The sequence below is a fragment of the Candidatus Leptofilum sp. genome (assembly GCF_965223285.1).
In the GTDB taxonomy this organism is placed as follows: domain Bacteria; phylum Chloroflexota; class Anaerolineae; order Promineifilales; family Promineifilaceae; genus Leptofilum.
In genome coordinates, this window is sequence record NZ_OZ244997.1 from 5,601,010 (window position 1) to 5,618,030 (window position 17,021).

Annotated in this window: 18 protein-coding genes; 8 read left to right on the forward strand and 10 right to left on the reverse strand. The window is 49.5% G+C overall.

Annotation, left to right across the window (positions count from 1 at the left end; all coding sequences use genetic code 11):
* Window positions 1-46: 46 nt before the first annotated feature.
* The 7 genes from ACOQPU_RS25120 to ACOQPU_RS25150 form a co-directional block, all read right to left on the reverse strand.
* Window positions 47-1,501 (reverse strand): FAD-binding protein, encoded by a 1,455-nt coding sequence (locus tag ACOQPU_RS25120; RefSeq protein ID WP_420642573.1) that lies wholly within the window; start codon window positions 1,499-1,501, stop codon window positions 47-49.
* A gap of 83 nt (window positions 1,502-1,584) precedes the next feature.
* Window positions 1,585-1,836, reverse strand: a complete 252-nt coding sequence (locus ACOQPU_RS25125) for a type II toxin-antitoxin system RelE family toxin (protein ID WP_420642574.1) — start codon at window positions 1,834-1,836, stop codon at window positions 1,585-1,587.
* A complete protein-coding gene (locus ACOQPU_RS25130; RefSeq protein WP_420642575.1) occupies window positions 1,837-2,034 on the reverse strand; it encodes a hypothetical protein in 198 nt (65 codons plus the stop codon).
* A gap of 74 nt (window positions 2,035-2,108) precedes the next feature.
* Entirely contained in the window at window positions 2,109-2,897 is a 789-nt protein-coding gene (locus tag ACOQPU_RS25135; RefSeq protein WP_420642576.1) for an SDR family NAD(P)-dependent oxidoreductase, read from the reverse strand.
* 107 nt (window positions 2,898-3,004) lie between these two features.
* A complete protein-coding gene (locus ACOQPU_RS25140; RefSeq protein WP_420642577.1) occupies window positions 3,005-3,781 on the reverse strand; it encodes a lysophospholipid acyltransferase family protein in 777 nt (258 codons plus the stop codon).
* A gap of 4 nt (window positions 3,782-3,785) precedes the next feature.
* A complete protein-coding gene (locus tag ACOQPU_RS25145) occupies window positions 3,786-4,544 on the reverse strand; it encodes a lysophospholipid acyltransferase family protein (RefSeq protein WP_420642578.1) in 759 nt (252 codons plus the stop codon).
* Window positions 4,545-4,568: 24 nt separating this feature from the next.
* Window positions 4,569-5,666, reverse strand: a complete 1,098-nt coding sequence (locus ACOQPU_RS25150) for a CehA/McbA family metallohydrolase (RefSeq protein WP_420642579.1) — start codon at window positions 5,664-5,666, stop codon at window positions 4,569-4,571.
* A 138-nt stretch (window positions 5,667-5,804) separates the two neighbouring features.
* Here ACOQPU_RS25150 and ACOQPU_RS25155 point away from each other — a divergent pair, with 138 nt between their 5' ends.
* The gene (locus tag ACOQPU_RS25155; RefSeq protein ID WP_420640639.1) at window positions 5,805-6,113 is read left to right on the forward strand and encodes a YgiT-type zinc finger protein; all 309 of its coding nucleotides are present in this window, start codon (window positions 5,805-5,807) and stop codon (window positions 6,111-6,113) included.
* A gap of 37 nt (window positions 6,114-6,150) precedes the next feature.
* Window positions 6,151-7,287 carry a hypothetical protein gene (locus ACOQPU_RS25160; protein WP_420640640.1) on the forward strand — a complete coding sequence of 379 codons (1,137 nt, stop codon included), beginning with the start codon at window positions 6,151-6,153 and terminating at the stop codon, window positions 7,285-7,287.
* A 204-nt stretch (window positions 7,288-7,491) separates the two neighbouring features.
* Here the strand turns inward: ACOQPU_RS25160 and ACOQPU_RS25165 are convergent, their stop codons facing one another.
* The 3 genes from ACOQPU_RS25165 to ACOQPU_RS25175 all read right to left on the reverse strand — a co-directional run bounded on the left by ACOQPU_RS25165 (window position 7,492) and on the right by ACOQPU_RS25175 (window position 10,710).
* Window positions 7,492-8,217 (reverse strand): carbohydrate ABC transporter permease, encoded by a 726-nt coding sequence (locus ACOQPU_RS25165; RefSeq protein WP_420642580.1) that lies wholly within the window; start codon window positions 8,215-8,217, stop codon window positions 7,492-7,494.
* Between the two features lie 123 nt (window positions 8,218-8,340).
* Window positions 8,341-9,306 carry a carbohydrate ABC transporter permease gene (locus tag ACOQPU_RS25170; protein WP_420642581.1) on the reverse strand — a complete coding sequence of 322 codons (966 nt, stop codon included), beginning with the start codon at window positions 9,304-9,306 and terminating at the stop codon, window positions 8,341-8,343.
* A gap of 69 nt (window positions 9,307-9,375) precedes the next feature.
* A complete protein-coding gene (locus ACOQPU_RS25175) occupies window positions 9,376-10,710 on the reverse strand; it encodes an ABC transporter substrate-binding protein (protein ID WP_420642582.1) in 1,335 nt (444 codons plus the stop codon).
* A 315-nt stretch (window positions 10,711-11,025) separates the two neighbouring features.
* On the opposite strand from ACOQPU_RS25175, the gene ACOQPU_RS25180 reads away from it, so the two are divergent.
* The 6 genes from ACOQPU_RS25180 (at window position 11,026) to ACOQPU_RS25205 (ending at window position 16,916) form a co-directional block, all read left to right on the forward strand.
* Complete coding sequence (locus tag ACOQPU_RS25180) at window positions 11,026-12,054, forward strand: LacI family DNA-binding transcriptional regulator (protein WP_420642583.1); 1,029 nt, start codon at window positions 11,026-11,028, stop codon at window positions 12,052-12,054.
* A 90-nt stretch (window positions 12,055-12,144) separates the two neighbouring features.
* Window positions 12,145-13,491 (forward strand): hypothetical protein, encoded by a 1,347-nt coding sequence (locus ACOQPU_RS25185; RefSeq protein WP_420642584.1) that lies wholly within the window; start codon window positions 12,145-12,147, stop codon window positions 13,489-13,491.
* Between the two features lie 22 nt (window positions 13,492-13,513).
* On the forward strand, window positions 13,514-14,527 hold the full coding sequence (locus tag ACOQPU_RS25190) for a uroporphyrinogen decarboxylase family protein (protein ID WP_420642585.1): 1,014 nt from the start codon (window positions 13,514-13,516) through the stop codon (window positions 14,525-14,527).
* A gap of 3 nt (window positions 14,528-14,530) precedes the next feature.
* Window positions 14,531-15,700: a galactokinase gene (galK, locus tag ACOQPU_RS25195; RefSeq protein WP_420642586.1), complete on the forward strand. Its 1,170-nt coding sequence runs from the start codon at window positions 14,531-14,533 to the stop codon at window positions 15,698-15,700.
* 78 nt (window positions 15,701-15,778) lie between these two features.
* Window positions 15,779-16,414, forward strand: coding sequence for a corrinoid protein (locus tag ACOQPU_RS25200; protein ID WP_420642587.1), 636 nt, complete (start codon window positions 15,779-15,781; stop codon window positions 16,412-16,414).
* Window positions 16,415-16,703: 289 nt separating this feature from the next.
* Window positions 16,704-16,916, forward strand: a complete 213-nt coding sequence (locus ACOQPU_RS25205; protein ID WP_420642588.1) for a hypothetical protein — start codon at window positions 16,704-16,706, stop codon at window positions 16,914-16,916.
* Window positions 16,917-17,021 lie beyond the last annotated feature (105 nt).

Consider the following 17,021-nt stretch of genomic DNA (forward strand, 5'->3'; position numbering starts at 1 on the left):
CTATTCAACCTTCAAGCCCAACTGTCTAGTCCTGCCGTGTTTGTGTTTATGGCGAAGTGAACAGGCGACGCCACAGGTTGGTTTGCATCATGTTTTGCGGATCAACTTTCTGCTTGAGGGCCAAAAATTTGCTGAATGTTTCGTCGCCGAGGTAAGCGCGGGTAACTTCAGGGCGCAAGGTGCTGTCTTTGGCTAGGTAGAAACGGCCGTTTGCCGCCAGCACAATCTCATCCAACTCACGCGCCAAAGACACCATCCGTTCCCGATTGCGCCGCGTAATGCGGAAATCCATCGCCAGCGAGTAGCCATCTAGCCCATGCGTTAGCCAAAATGGGTCGGGCCGATGCCGCTTCATGACGGTTAGAAAGTTGGGCAGGCCACGCTGCTGGCAAAGCTGCAAAATCTGGGTGAAGGCGGCTTCGGCATTTTCGGCAGGGATGAAAGGCTGATATTGGATAAGTCCACCGGGGCCAAATGGTTTTTTCCAGTCGAGTGAATCGAGCAGGAAGTGGAAGTGGGCGTGGGGTTCTCGGTAGGTTGAGCCATCCCGCAGGCGGGCGGCGTAAAATTTGGCAATGTTTACAAAGCGCATCCCGACGTTGTTCCAGAACGGCCGTTGAAACCGCCACAGCGCCGAGCGCGGGAAAAAGCCCATAATTTCTGGTGGAACGCGTTGCGTCTCTAGCCGCAAGGTTTGCTGCGGATTGGGGTCTTCCCCCGGCTTGAGGTAGATGCCGCGATGGAGTTCGCTGCGCCCCAGCCGTTTGCCTTTGCTAAACGCATCCAGCCAGCCGACCAAATAATCAGAATTGTGCAGATGGTCCTCAAACCATTGCATGGTGCCGCTCAGATTGGGCTTGATGAGTGCTTCTACGTGCAGCAAGCCAGAATAGATGCGCTTGAGGTGCAGGGTGAGGCTGGTGAAGCAGCCCACCATGCCCAAGCCGCCAATGGCCGCGTGAAAGAGATCGCTGTTTTGCTCGCGGCTGCAAGTTTTAATCTCGCCCGATGGGAGCATAAGGTCAAATTCGTAGATATGGTCGCCAAAGGTGCCAATTTTCCAGGCGTTTTTGCCGTGCACGTTCATGGCTGCCCCACCGCCGACGGTGATTTTGGCCGTTCCGGTGGCCACTGGCACCCACCAGCCATCTTCGATGACATATTCCCAGACGCGGTTGAGGGTAACGCCGGGTTGGACCTGGAGACGGCCGTTTTCTGGGTCCCAATCCAAAATGCGGTTCATCCGGGTAAGGTCCAGCAACATGCTTTCATCATTCATGGCCGCATCGCCATAGCTGTTGCCGCCACCGCGCAGACCCACGGAGCGATTGTTTTGCGCCGCCCACTGGAAAACCTCGCGTAGCTGGGCCACCGTGCTGGGGCGATACAGATACGCCATGCCGCTGTTGGCCCCACCCCAACCAGCCACCGCCTCTAAACGTTCCGCTGGTAAATTTTGTGTAATGGTTCTATTTTGTTGAATTAATTCTTTGTCAATCATGAAAGTTTTTTGCGTAAATTATGGACTGATGTTACGCACTTACTCTGGAAATCTACACTGCGTAATATGAATTACCAATTCGGCTATCGAAGCAATTTGTCATATTCATTATGCGTGCCGATCCACACCCAAATAAAATCTTCATCATCTTGTATGGCCAATGCTCGGTAGCTTAGCCCAACTCGCACCGACCAAAATTGGTTGATTCTTTTGAAGTGGAGAGACGGATGTTTGGGGTTTTGTTTTAATAGCTCGAAATTTTTACGAGCTATTTTTTGAACAGGTTCTGGTAGCTTGGCAAAACGCTCCCAAAATTGAGGTGTGGTATGGTGCATTTAAAGTTCTTTTAGCTCGTTTTTTTGCTTGGCCGTTTGTGCTTCCTCAATTAAAAAATTCAGTTTGCCAAGGTTGATATCCATTTCAAGTTGTTGATCCCAACGTTCCCAATCTTTTTCCGCAAACCAGCGGCGCAGTTGAGAAAAATCTTCATCCGAGAGTTGTTCAATTTCTTGTTGAAGTTGTTCCATTTGCATATCTTTTTGCTCCTGCCGATATTATCCCTTCGTCCAAAACTTCCTGAGCATTATAACAGAAATCTTTCTTCAATTTAGAAGTTGAGCCGCCGGAAAATGATGGAGGGGATATGGCGGATGATGAGGCCAACCAGCCCCCAGCGGGTGGGTACGTAAACGGTTTGCTTGCGTCGTTGGGCGGCTCTGTGAATTTGCGTGGCGGCTTGTTGGGGCGTGATGACCCAGAAGGGATTGGCTGCGTTTTCTGCCAGCAAAACAGTGTCCACATAGCCAGGTTTGATGGTAGTGACGCTGACGCCATGCCGCGTGAGCCGATTCCGCAAGGATTCCAGGTAGGTGGCGAAACCTGCCTTGCTGGTGTTGTACACTGGCGAACCCACACGCCCCCGATCACCAGCAATGGAGCCGATGCCCACAATTTGCCCTTGCCCGGCACGCTCAAAGCGGAGTGCTGCCTGGTTGAGCCAGGCAATGGCACCAAGCAGATTTACTTCAATCATTTTGCGGTCTTTCTCAAAATTGTATTCGTCTACCGTAACGGGGGGCTGCACGCCAGCGTTGTAGATGATCATATCTAGCCCGCCTAACGCTTGCACGATAGTTTGGAACAAGGTGGGGATTTCGTCGTAGTTGGTGACATTGTGGCTGAAGGGAAGGACGGTTTGGGGCGCAACGGCCGTATTGACCAAATCGCTTAATTCTTGTAGTTTCGCTTCCCGTCGTGCCACCGCTGCCACCCGGTAGCCACTATGGGCGAGTTCTCTCACCAATGCCGCCCCAATGCCCGATGATGCCCCGATCACAATGGCACGCTTCTGTGGTTCCAGGGGGCGGGTTGGGGGAGTCGTAGATGTTGGTGTCATAATTTTCTTGAATTGCCTTTTGTGTTCTTAAGTTTTGTATTTGCAAGTGAGGAAGTTGTTTGCCTACTTGCTTACTGAACAGGTGGCATTTTACCACAATAAAGTCACTAGATTCCTGACTGTAGCATGTCGTCTTCCGGATTGTTGCCGTACTTGTAGATGGCCGCCATCGCTCCGTGGGTTTCCAAGGCGAGCTGCTTGGGATCATCATTTGGCTCTGGGTAGACGGTACGCAGCAGAAACAGCCGTGCTTGGATTGGTTCTGGACGGCTCGCGAAACGCCAAACGGCCGTAAGTAAATGCTCATCCCGCCAAAACACCGCATCTAGTGGGTCATAAATAAATACGGCTGGGATATAAGGAATGCCCCCCGCCTGGGCAATCTCAAAAGCACCATACCGGAATGGCTTCAGTTCATCACGTGGTTGGTAAATGCCACCCTCAGGAAACAAGGCGACCGCTGGAAACGTGTGTAGCTGGACCAAAGCGTCCCGTGCTTTTTCTCGTGAATCTTTGTTTTCTCGCTTCACAAAAACGGTATCCACTGCCCGTGCGATCCAGCCGACGAACGGCCAGTTAGCAATTTCTGCTTTGCTCAGAAAGCGCACGGGGAAGATGCTCATCAGCAAGACGATATCTAAAAAGGAAAGATGGTTGGGGAAGATGAAGCCATCATGCTGGGTGATGCGTTCGGCTTCCAGGGCGGTGAACTGTACATTGAACAAGGTGAGTAACAGGCGGCAAACGGTGGGCAGCAGCCAGGCTGAGAGCCGTGCGCCTTTGATCCGCACGGGAATCCAGGCGGTGGCCAGTACCAGCAGCGTGGTGAGGAGTAGGATGAGTGAGACGGTTGTGAGCCGAAATGTGCCGCGAATAAATCTCATTTGGTTAGCGACTGTCTTGAAGTTGATTTGGGAAAAGGACGGCCGTTAATTCGCCATGCACTTTTTCCGCCAATTTTACCGGATCGTCATCCGGCGTAGGGTGGTGTGCGGCCAGCGGCTGCAAATTGATCTCGATACGCTCCGGCTGGCTGGCTAATCGCCACAAGGCCGCCAATATATTTTCCTTGCGGTGCCAAATGGCTATTTCCAGATGATTAAAGGTAGCGGCAATGGGGAGAAAAGCAAAACTGCCTTGGGTCACAATTTCAAATGCACCGTAGCGGAATGGTAGCAGTTCTTGGCTAGGGCCGCGCTTACCTTCTGGAAAGATGGTGATTGGGGGAAACGTTTCAACCTGCGTTAGCTCCTGGCGGGCTTCCTGCCGAGACTGCTTGTCCCCTCGCTGCACAAAAACGCAGCCCACCGCTGCCGCGATTGGCCCCACCAATGGCCAATCACGAACTTCTGCTTTTGCCAGGAAGCGCGTCGGCATGACGCCGTATAATGCCAGCACTTCCAGGTAAGAGACGTGGTTGGGAAAGAAAAAACCGTCAAAACCAACAACTTTTTCTTTTTCTTCGCAAATGACTCGCACATTCAAAATCCAGAGGATGGATCGCACCATCGCTTGAGCCAATCGCAAAGAAAGCGGCACATTTTTAATGCTGATGGGTAAAAAGGATGCAAGCACAATAAGGACGGCAAAAAATACGAGAATAAGTGCGGAAAGCGACAGGCGATAGTAGCCGCGAATAAATGACATGGGCTTATCTCCGGTGGTTTGTACTTAGTAGAGGTAAATGGGATTGCTGTAAATCCAGCCACGTTCCTGGCCCTCAAACTGAATGGTGCATTCAACTCGGTATGCGCCTGGCTCGATGGGAATGTGAGTCAAGTGGGTTTCGTTCTCGGCGGTGGCCACAACCTTGCCGTGGTGAATCAGGCGAATGTTGCAGCGGGCGGGGGTACTCACTTGCAGCGTGGCCCCGGCGTCCAACTTTACAGCCTCGCCCATAATTCCTTTGCCTTTACTGGCGGCACTAAAGCGAAACCCTTTGGTGCTGTGCGGCAGATCGTAGCCGACCCAGCTATTCCCCTTGCCGATGGCGCGGAGGATTTGCTGCTTATCTTGCGCAAAATCGTGGGTTAACGGCCGTTCTAGCAAAATATGGGTGTTTACAGCCCGAAACAGATATTCATATGGAAAAATGACGCGCTTAAACGGCCCGAAGCTCATGGGAGTGGCGTGGGCGTCGCTGTTGCCAACGGCCGTAATCCGCTTCCCTTGCGCCAGCAATTCATCCCACAGAGCCAATGTGCGTGGTTCCGGCCCGACCACAAACTTTTCAGGGTTAAAGGCGAGGCGAACGGCCGTTAATTTGTCAATTAGCTCAATTTGTACTGGCAGCCGCTCCAGGGCATCGACCAGGGCATTGATAAAGCTGGACATGTAATTCCAGATTTCCAGACCAGTGAAATTTTCGACGGGCCAATCGTGCCAGCCGAGGTTGGGGTAGGGGAATAAGCGGCAATCTCGTTCATGTGGATGGGCCAGGAAGCTGTAGCCGCCCCGCTCGTTTACAGCATCAATAAGTTGTTGGGGGTTGGGGGCGCAGTCAGCCAGTTCTGCTTCGGCACCGTAGACCAGCAAATGGCTGGCCTGCGGCTCGCGCCGAACGTTGTGGACTTCTTCGCCGGAAAGCAGGAGGAGACGGCCGTTTGCCTCACTGTAATATCCTTCCACCCCGTCTACCCACACATTGTGGTCCGTCACGATGATGAAATCTAGCCCGGCGGCAATCGCGTCTTCCGCAATTTCCGCGTGCCACTTTTCCCCATCGCTATAGTGGGTATGCATATGCATATTGCCCGCAAGCTCAATCATAGTGCTGTTCCAGCCGTCCTCTTCCCAGGGACGAGCGGGGCAATGCTATCATTTTTACGGCCGTTTTCCAAGTTCATGGATGGAGTATGGGTGTAATGAAAAGTTGTGTAATGGAAGCAAGAAGCAGAAAATGGGGGGATGAAAAAAGAACTCGATGAAATGCTCAACAGATTGAACCAGTGGGAAGCAGAGAACAAAGATGCCAATTTGACACAAATGGAAGAAGCGATTGATGCTGAGTTAGCTGGAATTAGGCAGCAATTGCTCGCACAAATGGCCAGAGAAGGGAAGGCGGCTAGGGTGGACTGTCCAAACTGCGACCAGCCAATGATGAAAAACGGGAAGAAAACGCGAACGTTACGAACCAAAAACGGCGACAAAGTCACAATTGAAAGGGAGCAAATGAGGTGTCATGAATGTGGGATGACACTTTTTCCCCCTGGATGAAAAACTCAGGTTGCTGAGAGGCGCGTATACGCCGCAAGTGCAAGAGGCCGTAACCCGATTAGGTAGCCGGCTACCCTATGCAGAAGCCCAAGAAGAGTTAGAAATGATGTGGGGCCTCGACATCTCCGTAGCAACCGTACGAGAAATCACGCTGCGAAACGGCCGTCTAGCAGATGAGCTAATTGAAATAGAAAAAGAACATCTGGAAAAGACAGCCCCCAAAGCAATAGCCAAACCAAAGCAACTCATTGTAAGTGCAGATGGGGCAATGGTACAGCTAAGAAATGGCGAATGGCGCGAAGTAAAAACGGTTGCCTTCGGTGAATTTGAGACTATCTGGGATGCTAAAAAACAAGAAGTCGTGACCAAAACAGGCAAGATAAGCTACTTCTCAAGTGCAGATAAGGCAGAGTTGTTTAGCGACAAGGCAATTGTCGAGTGGCAGCGACGGGGTGGGGAGAATGCTGAAAAAGTTGTCGCGGTTAATGATGGTGCTGTCTGGATACAGGGCTTCATCGACTATCATTGCCCCACAGCGACACGCGTGATTGATTTTGCCCATGCCCAAGGGTATATCGCCACGATTGGCAAAGCCCTGTATGGGGCAGAAAGTGACCGTTTCCAACAATGGTATCCCCAGATGTCTAAACAGTTAGGCACAAAAGCACCCCAACGAACGCTGAATGAATTGCGTTTCCTATGGACACAAAACCAAGCCCACCCAGCAGCGGATGAAATAGAAGCAGCGATTCGTTATCTTGAGCGACGTCAAACGATGATAGATTATCCACATTTCAGAAAAAACGGAATTCCCATTGGATCTGGGATAGTAGAGTCTGGGCATAAGGTGGTGATGCAACGACGGATGAAACAGGCTGGGATGCGCTGGGCGGATGAAAACCTCAATCCGATGCTTGCCTTGCGCATGGCAATCTGTAACAAGTGCTGGCGTGCTTCTTGGCAAGCGATTCAGGCTCATTTTCTGGCTACAAAACAGGCGCACCGTCTGCTGGAGAAGGCAGAAGCTCCGCAATCTCAGCTTGTTACTGAAGCAGATGTTGAGAATTTAGAGAAGCTGGCGGATAGGATACCTAGGCGTTCACAAAAGAGGCAGCCGTGGCAAGACCATCGGTGGATTTTTCCTCACAGAGCACGGCCGTTACACAAAATCTAATTACACCCATGGAGTATGGATACAAAAAACGCTAAATTGATCCAAACGCTCCTGAACTGTGTAATTTGTTCACAGGCCAGAAATTTGCATAGAGTGTGACTTTATGAGCGACTATCTATGAACTATTCGACACTAATCAAAAGGCTTTTTTTCTTTGTCCTCAGATGACTGGTAATAAGGCAAGCTGAATGCCGCCCCTTCTAGCTATTTGATCCCGCTTACTTTTACCCCTTCTACAATATATCGCTGCACGAAGAAGAAAATAATAACCACAGGCAAAATGCCCAATGCGGCCCCCATAAACAAGGCAGGTAAATTAATCGTTTGGGCGGTTAAGAAGGTAGAAAGAACGACTTGCACAGTCCATGTTTCCCGACTTTGCCCAACAACCAGTGGCCACAAAAATGAATTCCAGCTCCTTATCAATCCTAATGTGCCTAATGAGATAAAAACGCCTGTTGAGTTTGGCACCACAATCCGCCAAAATGTTCCAAAAGTGCCTAACCCGTCAACCAAAGCAGCGTCTTCTAACTCTTTTGGAAAATCAAGGAAGAATTGACGAAATATAAAAACTGTGAACACGTCAAACATGCCAGGAACCACCAAACCAGTTAGGGTGCTTACCCAGCCCAGGTAAGAGACAACCAAAAAGGTTTGTACAAAAATAGCGGCACTAGGCACCATCATAGCAATCAAAATAAAGTAAAAGACATAATCCGCCCATTTGAATTTGCTACGAGCCAACCCATAGCCTGCCAGCGACGAAATGATTAAACGGCCGATTACTTGAAAAAAGCTCACCACGGCCGAATTCTTTAGTCCAACCCGCATATTGGCAATGGGATCATTAAGCAAGTCAACCAGATTACTCCATTGCATTGTCTCGGCCCAAAACACCCAGTCAAATTGAGCAATTTCTTTTTGTGTCATCAACGCATTACGCGCAATGATATAGAACGGTATTAAATAAATGATGGAAAGGAGAATAAGTATTGATAAAACCGGAATCTTGTTTCTGAATCGTACTGAGTGCATCCGAATCTCCCTTCCCGGTTATTGGTGTTCCCGACGACCAAACCCGAAGAGTCGTCCCTGAACGATGGTTACCACCATGATAAGTGCAGCAATGACAAAGGCACCCGCCGCACCGCGCCCATAATTTTGATCCTGAAATGCAACATTGTACAAATACACCAATGGTGGTCGGGCTAAAATCTGGGTTCCAGATGACCCACCTGTTGCCAAAATGTTGCGAAACTCGTCAAACGCCTGAAATGCCTCAATAAACAGCAACAAAATTACAGAAACCGAGGTGTTGCGCAGCATCGGGAACGTGATGAAGCGGAATGTTTGGCGTCCTGGTTTGGCGCCATCCACCATTGCTGCTTCGTAAATGGTTCGGGGAATCTCTTGCAATCCAGCGAGGAAAATGATCATATAGAAGCCGGATTGTAGCCATAGTCGTACAGTTACCAGAACCAACCAATAGTAAGGTGGATCTGTGGAGTTGATCCAGGCAATTGGATTAATTTCGTTGACGATCCATAAAATATTGTTGGCAAACCCGGAGGGTAATCCGTTAAAAAGCGATGTTTTCCAAACAAGTGAGGCAACGACATAGGAGCAAGCTGTGGGAATAAAAAAGATGGTCCGAAATAGCCCACTGTTAATACCGGCTCTATTGACCAGCAGTGCCAAACCGAGGGAAAGACCAAACGTTACAGGAACAATGAAAATGGCAAATATGATGACGGTTTGTAATGAGTCGATAAATCGTGGATCGCCAAAAAGCTCCATGTAGTTTTGCAAACCAACAAACTCGGTTGGCGTTACGCTGTTGCGTGCACGAAAAAAGCTAAGGATAAGTCCCCAGAGGATTGGGATATAGACAAATGCCAACAGGCCAACGACAAGTGGGCCAACGAATAGCCAAAATTCAATTAATTCTTGTCGTTTTTTGCTGGTGTGTCGAGGAGGTGAAGTGGAAACGGCCGTTTCCGGGAATTCGTGCGTAGCCATACAGTCACCTGAAAACAGTATGAAAACTGTGGCCGATTTTCTTAATCGGCCACAGTTTTCTTTTGAGAATTATTTGTTCAACAAGGCATCCAATTCGGCTTGTGCCGCTTCAGCTGCGGCTGCAAGCTGTTCTGCCGGATCTGCATCGTTCAATAATACTTCACTATGGGCATCCTGATAAATGGAATCCATTGCGCCAGTCCAGGTCACCGGGGTAGTTTTGCCGTACAGGGGTAACATTTCCAAAACTTCAGCAGCCGGGCCATCTTGCAATACATCCGCCTGTGCTGCAATGCTTGCCCGTGGTGGAACATGGAATCCATACCCTAAATTCCAATCAATTTGCGTCTCGGCATTTTCAATCCATAGCCAGCGTACATAATCTTTAGCGGCATCTACATGGTTGCTTTTGGCATTAACTGATTGATTCCAGCCACCAATCCATACGCTAGGAGAGGCGTTTTCGTCCAAGGCTGGCCAGGGCATCACGCCCACATCATCCGCACCAACTGCATCAATAATCCCCGGCATTGCCCATAGGCCACACCATTGCATAGCCGTTAAACCATCATTGAAGGCACCGGGGTCCCACCACTCTGTCGTGGCACCAACAAGCATAGAGTCAGTCTCTACCAGCTCGCGTTTTCTTTCCCACATCTGCACATTTTCTGGCGTATTAAAAATAATCGCGTCACCGTCAATAAAGTCGCTATTAGCTGCCCAGGTAGACATGTACAGCAAGTAGCTTGTGGCACCCAGATCGTTACTTAAATATAAGCCTTTTACGCGCCCGGTATCGAGTGCCTGGGTCGCGGCAATCAACTCTTCCATTGTTTGTGGTACATCGACGCCAGCATCTCCAAACATGCTCTTGCGATAATAAACGAACTGCGGATCCATAATCATTGGTACACCGTAAATTGTGTCATCAATGATCACTCGCTGCATCGCTGTCTGATTAAAATCATCCAGCACGCCTTCAAACAGATCATCCAGTGGTTCAAGTTGGCCAGCTTCAATCCGGTCTAGCGTAACGGTTTGCAGCTCAAACACATCGGGGCCTTCGTCCGTTAACAATGCCGAATTTAGTGCGGCAAAATAATCACCAGGAACCCAAGTGACTTCTACACGTACTCCTGGAGTCATTGCACTATACTCTTCGGCATAACGCTGCACAGCTTCAAAAGTGCCTTCTTCACCATATTGATGGTACCAATGCTGAATGACAATCTCATCTTCTTCCATCACTTCTTCGCTGTCGCTCTCTTCGGAGTCGGTAGATGTAGAATCAGTGGATTGTTCGGCAGGTTCCGCATCGTCCGTTGTTTCAGCTCCTCCGCCGCAGGCAGCGACAAGCATTACCAAAATCAAGAATAGGGGAAAACTAAACAGGAAACGTTTCATCTTTTTCTTCACTCCTTCAGTTAAGAAATAATCCAACAATAAGCGGGAGGTGGTAAAAGCAACCAGTTTCTGAAACCGGTTTCTGAAACCGGTATCAGCATATCACAGACGTATAGAATGTGTCAAGCGGGATTTAAGCTAGATACCCTTGTAGCCTTTCAGGTCATCAGGCGTTTTGTTCAGAATCACATTCCGTTTTCTCCTGTCTGTTCTGCAAACTTTCTGAAATGCTTGACAATTTGGGCCGTGCCATGGTATTCTGAAACCGGTTTCAGAAACCGATTCATAAATAAAACATAACCTTAGGATTTATCTATGTCACGACCCACGATTGCCGATGTCGCACGAGAAGCGAGTGTATCAAAAGCCACCGTTAGCCGTGTGTTGAGCGGTCGCGCAGAATATATGCGCGACGCGACGCGCCAGCGTGTTGAACAAGCAATTGAACGCCTTAATTATCGGCCAAGCAGTGTTGCTCGCAGCTTGACATCCAAGCGAACCCACACGGCAGGCATTTTGATTTCAGATGTGGGCAACCCGTTTTATCCAGAAGTGATTCATGGTGTCGAGGATTCTGCCTTCAAAGATGGCTACGATGTCTTTTTGTGTAACACAAATTATGATGAAAAACGCGGCATGGCGTTTGTGCGCTCACTGATTGATAAACGTGTAGATGGTGTTCTGATCATGTCTAGCAGCATGTCGGATGATTGGCTGGCAGAGCTGGCGCGAAACAACGTTCCTGCTGTTGTACTTGATTGGGAAGTGCAGGATGCCAAAGGGAATTTGAGCCTGCTGCGCGTAGACTACCAAAAGGGCGTGCAGGAAGCTGTCGATCATTTGATTGAATTAGGACATCGTCAATTTGTGCATGTGAGCGGTCCGGTTGAACTGCGCACAACACATTGGCGGCAGGAAGCGTTTTTAAATGCGCTGGAAAAGCATGGTATTCCAACAGCGGATGTGATGATGATCGAAGGCAATTTGCGTATTGAGGGTGGTCGTGAGGCGATGAAGGTGATTACTGAGAGTGGGGAGGGGAAAACGGCCGTTTTCTCCGCTAACGACCTTATGGCAATGGGTATTCTCGCTGAAGCCCGCGCACTCGGCATCAAGGTTCCCACCGACATGTCCGTGATTGGTCTGGATGATATCTGGTTGTCCACCCAAACCGACCCGCCGCTAACAACTGTGGCATTGCCACGTTATGAAATTGGGCAAACAGCCATGCAGTTGCTGTTTGAACTATTGAAAAACCCACGAGAGAAAGAGGCAGAACCTCTCTATGCCCATGTAGAAACCGGCCTGACGATTCGCCAATCGACAGGGTCAGTACCGGGGTAAACAAATAAATCACCTAGCAATCTAACGTGCAGTTATTGCATGAGGTAAGCCCTCCATGCGTGCTTAAGGTTGCCTATTGAAGGAGAAATTATGCAAATTCCACCGCTGGCTGGATTGGCAACCTATGAAGAAGCCGCTCGAGTTGGCTATAGCGTTGAAGAAAATGTGAGACGTTTTTTACGTTATGCCTGGATTGAAAAACGAGCCATGGAAGTTGGGCTGTATTGGCTCGCTTCCACCCCTGAATGGGAAGTGAAGGAAGCGCTTGGTTTGCATTTAAGCCTCGATGCAGATCACGCTGCTGACATTCGTGTTCGCGTGAGCGAAATGCGTAACCCAATGCCTCGCATGAACGTGAGTCCTGACCCGGCGATTGACCAATTTTTTGATGAACTGCTAACCGCACAAGACACGGTTGAGAAGATTGTCGGTTTGTATGGGGTGCTCAAGCCAGCACTGCTGGCAGCTTATCAAGCGCACTACGACAAGAGTAATCCGGTTATTGACCATCCGACACGACGGATGATTAAGCATATTTTGATTGAGGAAGAGGAGATGATGGCATGGGGGATGAGGGCAGTAACGGCCGTTACCCAATCACCATCCGCCCAAGCCAAAGCCGCCCAATTTCAGGCACACCTCGACGTTTACCTGCAAGCAATGGGCGGCATCATGGGCGATGAAGAGAAAACGATAGAACTACCACCTAGCCGCGCCACCGAGCCATTCACACCAGACTTCTTCCCACAGCGGGATGACCGTTTTGCAATGAAGTGGAACTTTGTTAACCCGCAACGGCAGGTGTCGATGAACGAAAACGTGCCGCTGGACGAGCGCACGCTGGCGCTCATGTGCCGCCGCATTGTTGAAATGGATGTACCGGAATACATGACGCGTATTGTTGCTCAGGCTGAAGACGAGCCGTGGGAATATTTTGTGGAACTGACGCGCCAGCTGTGGGACGAAGTGCGCCACGCCAGCATGGGCACCATCTACTTTGAAAATCGCGGTGTCGATTGGAAAAAACATATCGCCATTCACCCTGGCATGTCGATTCGGCTGGGTACGCTCGATATCAAGGACGCGCATAACGTCCTTTACGCCATCGAGCAAAACCTGATGCCTGCCAAAACTGGCAAGAAGCTGGAGTACGAAATCAGCGTCAATGCCAACGACTCGCTCGCTGCCCAAATTCAAGATTACGACTGGGCCGATGAAGTGCTGCACGTTCACACCGGGCGCAAATGGCTGTTGCCCAAAACCGGCCTGCCATCCGGCGAAGCTGTCAAAAAAGGCTGGGAAATTCGCGCTGCAACAGTTGATGTGCTTTCTGAATATGATAATCGCGGCGAACAGAAAAACTGGTGGCCTGAATTTATAAAGGAAGTGCTGGGCCGCGAAACGGCACATGAGGAATTTAACTTGGCGAGGATGTAGGCACTTTGGAAAAGGAATAAACATGAACAGAAAAGAAAGGATGCACCGCGCAATTACCTATCAAGAGGTGGATCGCATCCCCACTCAAATCAATTACACGGCCGGTATGGGCCAGAAAATGGCTGACTATTTCAGCGTCGCTGTAGATAATTTACCTGAATTGCTAGGCAATCACATGATTCGCGTAGACTCCGATTTCCCCGGCGTCCTCAGCGAAGATGATAAAGTCAAGTTTGATTGGTGGGGTGTTGGTTTCGACACACAGGAAGAAGGATATTTTGCTTCCGTTAGCCCCCTGGCCGAAAACAAAGATTTGGATAGCTATCCCTGGCCCGATCCAGACGATCCAAACCTGCTGTTAGGCGCAGAAAAAATCATCAAAGAGAAAGGGGATGACTATTTCATCACGCCAAACTTTGGGTTTGTGCTGTTTGAACGGGCGTGGACGCTGCGCGGGTTTGAACAATTTTTTATGGATATGGCGATTGATTCGGGTTTTACGAATGAATTGTTTGACCGCATTACCGAAATTCAACTGAAGCTAATTCACCGGTACATCGATCTGGGTGTGGCGGGTGGCTATTTTGGTGACGATTACGGCGCACAGAAGAATTTGCTCTTTTCGCCGCGCATGTGGCGTAAGTACATCAAGCCGCGTTTGGCAAGACTGTTTGCTCCGTTCACAGAGTGCAACATGCCCATTTTGATGCACTCGGATGGGCAAATTCAAAAGATTTTGCCCGACTTAGTGGAGATTGGTTTGACGACGTTGAATCCGGTGCAGCCAGAGGTGTTGGATCATCAATGGCTGGTCGATAATTTTACAGGCAAGCTGGCGTTTTATGGGGGCGTTTCTACACAGACTGTTTTGCCATATGGGGAGCCTGATGAGGTGAAAACGGCCGTTTCCGCCGCCATCTCCACTCTCGCGCCCAACAACACGGGTCTGCTCGTCGCCCCATCCCACCGCATGATGACAGACATTCCCATGTCCAACGTCGCCGCAATGTTGGACGCATTTAAAGAGATGGGATAAACGATGAACAAGGAAGAAAGAAAGGCACAAATCGCCGCTGAATTTGAAGAACAGTTTGGTTCCCTTCCACAAATTTGGTCACGCGCACCTGGACGGGTCGATTTGATGGGCAGCCACACAGATTACAACATGGGCTATGTGATGACCATGACCGTAGACCGCGACACCTGGATTGCCGCTAATCCACGTCCCGATGGCAAAGTTCGCATTCGCTCAATGAATATCAAGGGGAAAAGCAAGTTTTCGCTCCACAGAAAAATCAAGCATGATCAACGCGTTCCATGGAGCAATTACATTCGCGCAATGGCAGTGGTCATGCGGCAAGCCGGGTACGAACTGCAAGGGTTCGATGGCTTGATTCACAGCAATGTGCCGTTTGGCAGTGGGTTGAGTTCGTCAGCGGCGATTGAGATGGCAACGGCCGTTACCTTCCAAGAGCTTGGCGATTTCGATCTCAACCCCGTAGAGATGGCAAAACTAGGCCAGCAAGCCGAAAATGAATTTGTTGGAGTGAGCACTGGCATCCTTGACCAATACAGTTCTGCGATAGGGCAAGCTGGTAGTGCCATCCAACTTGACTGTCGTGCGCTGACCAGCGAATCGGTACGCATCGGCGACGGGCTGCAAGTCGTCATTTGCGACACCCGCGCTGAACGCAAACTGATTGGCTCTGAATATGATGATCGTCGCTTACAGTGTGAAGAAGGCGTCAGCCTGATGCAAAAACATGATCCATCCATTCAAGCACTGCGCGATGTGTCGTCAGTGCAGTTTATTGAGTACGAACCAAAGCTACCCGAAGTCGTTGCTAAACGCTGCCGTTTCATAATTGAAGAGAATCAACGCGTTCTCGATTTGGCTGAAGCGTTACCGACGGCCGATGCCCCACGATTAAAACAACTATTTAGCGAATCATACTGTGGCGCACGTGACTTGTTTGAAATTGGTGCGCCATCCATGGAAATGATGATGCAGGCAATAACCAACGCCCCTGGCGTGGTTGCTGCGCGGCAGGCGGGTGCTGGCTTTGGTGGCTGTCTCGTTGCCCTTGTAGACGAAAGTTGCGTGTCAGAATTTTCGGAACACGTTTACCAAACCTACAAAGCTGCCAGCGGCATTGACCCACAGATCTTTGCCGTAACCGCCTCTGCTGGGGCAGGAAGATTGGAATAACAATTTGAGGTAGGTGGTGTTCCTGACCGAATCAAGATTTGGCAGCGCCATGAGCCTGCATTTATTGGAGAAGATATCATGCGATCTGAATTAGATAACCTTTATGACAATATTATTGATGGCGAAATGGCGCAGGCGCCAATTGATGTGCAAACTGCGCTGGATACTAGCATCCCTGCCGGTGAAATTTTGAATACGTGCATGATTCCTGCGATGCAGGAAGTAGGCCAGCTATTTGAAGATGGTGAATTTTTTGTGCCAGAAATGTTAATCGCAGCCAGGGCAATGCAGGCAGGGTTGACCATCCTAAAGCCACATCTGGTCGCTTCTGGCGTAGATCCAGTTGGCAAAGTGGTCATTGGCACGGTGCAAGGGGATATGCACGACATCGGCAAGAATTTAGTGACGATGATGATGGAAGGGGCTGGCTTTGAAGTGATCGACCTGGGTGTTGACGTTAGTCCGCAAGCCTTTATCGAATCTGTGAACGAAAATCAGCCTCAGGTTGTCGCGATGTCGGCTTTGCTGACAACAACCATGCCCAAAATGAAAGTAACCATTGACGCATTTCGTGAAGCTGGTGTGCTGGACAGCGTCAAGGTGTTGGTTGGCGGCGCGCCGGTAACAGCCGAATTTGCAGAAAGTATCGGCGCAGACGGATATGCCCCAGATGCGGGTCAGGCTGCTTCACTAGCTAAATCATTTTTAGCCTGAAGGAAGCACGAGTTGGACATCTTTTTGCCTCGTTTGATGATATAGATATAGACTGCTTATACTCTCAACGAATTGGCAAACTTTTTTCCTTGCGATCATGTTTGGGGATAATCCAGAAACGGCCGTACACTATTAGTATTAAAGTCCTGTTTTGGCTGAAAAATTTGGTGTCTCATTCATTTCATAACTTTTTGCAACAATTTTTGTAAGGTAAGATGATTACGATGCCAGCTAAATAATTGTGAATTATCGATCACATTCTGTCTGAATTTCAGACAAGGGGAGCCAAATGAAACAGCTAAAGATATATCAAACAGGACAACGGCTTTTTGCAGCAATTGCGCTGGGATGTTTGCTTCTTGCCGGGGTCATCCTGCTGGAAATGAGTCACCAACCAGAAACTGCCGCCTTGGTCGAGCCAGCCGAGGACGATGGTTTCGAAATCGCTCTTGAGAGTAATAACATCAGATGTTATCCTTTGGGTAACTTTTGGAGCGGTTGATAACCTAATCAGCACCAAAAAAATTAGATAAAAACAGCGGCCGTTTCTTCTCTTGAAATGAAACGGCCGTTTCTCGTTCCCTCAAACTTGCCTAAAATACCGCAC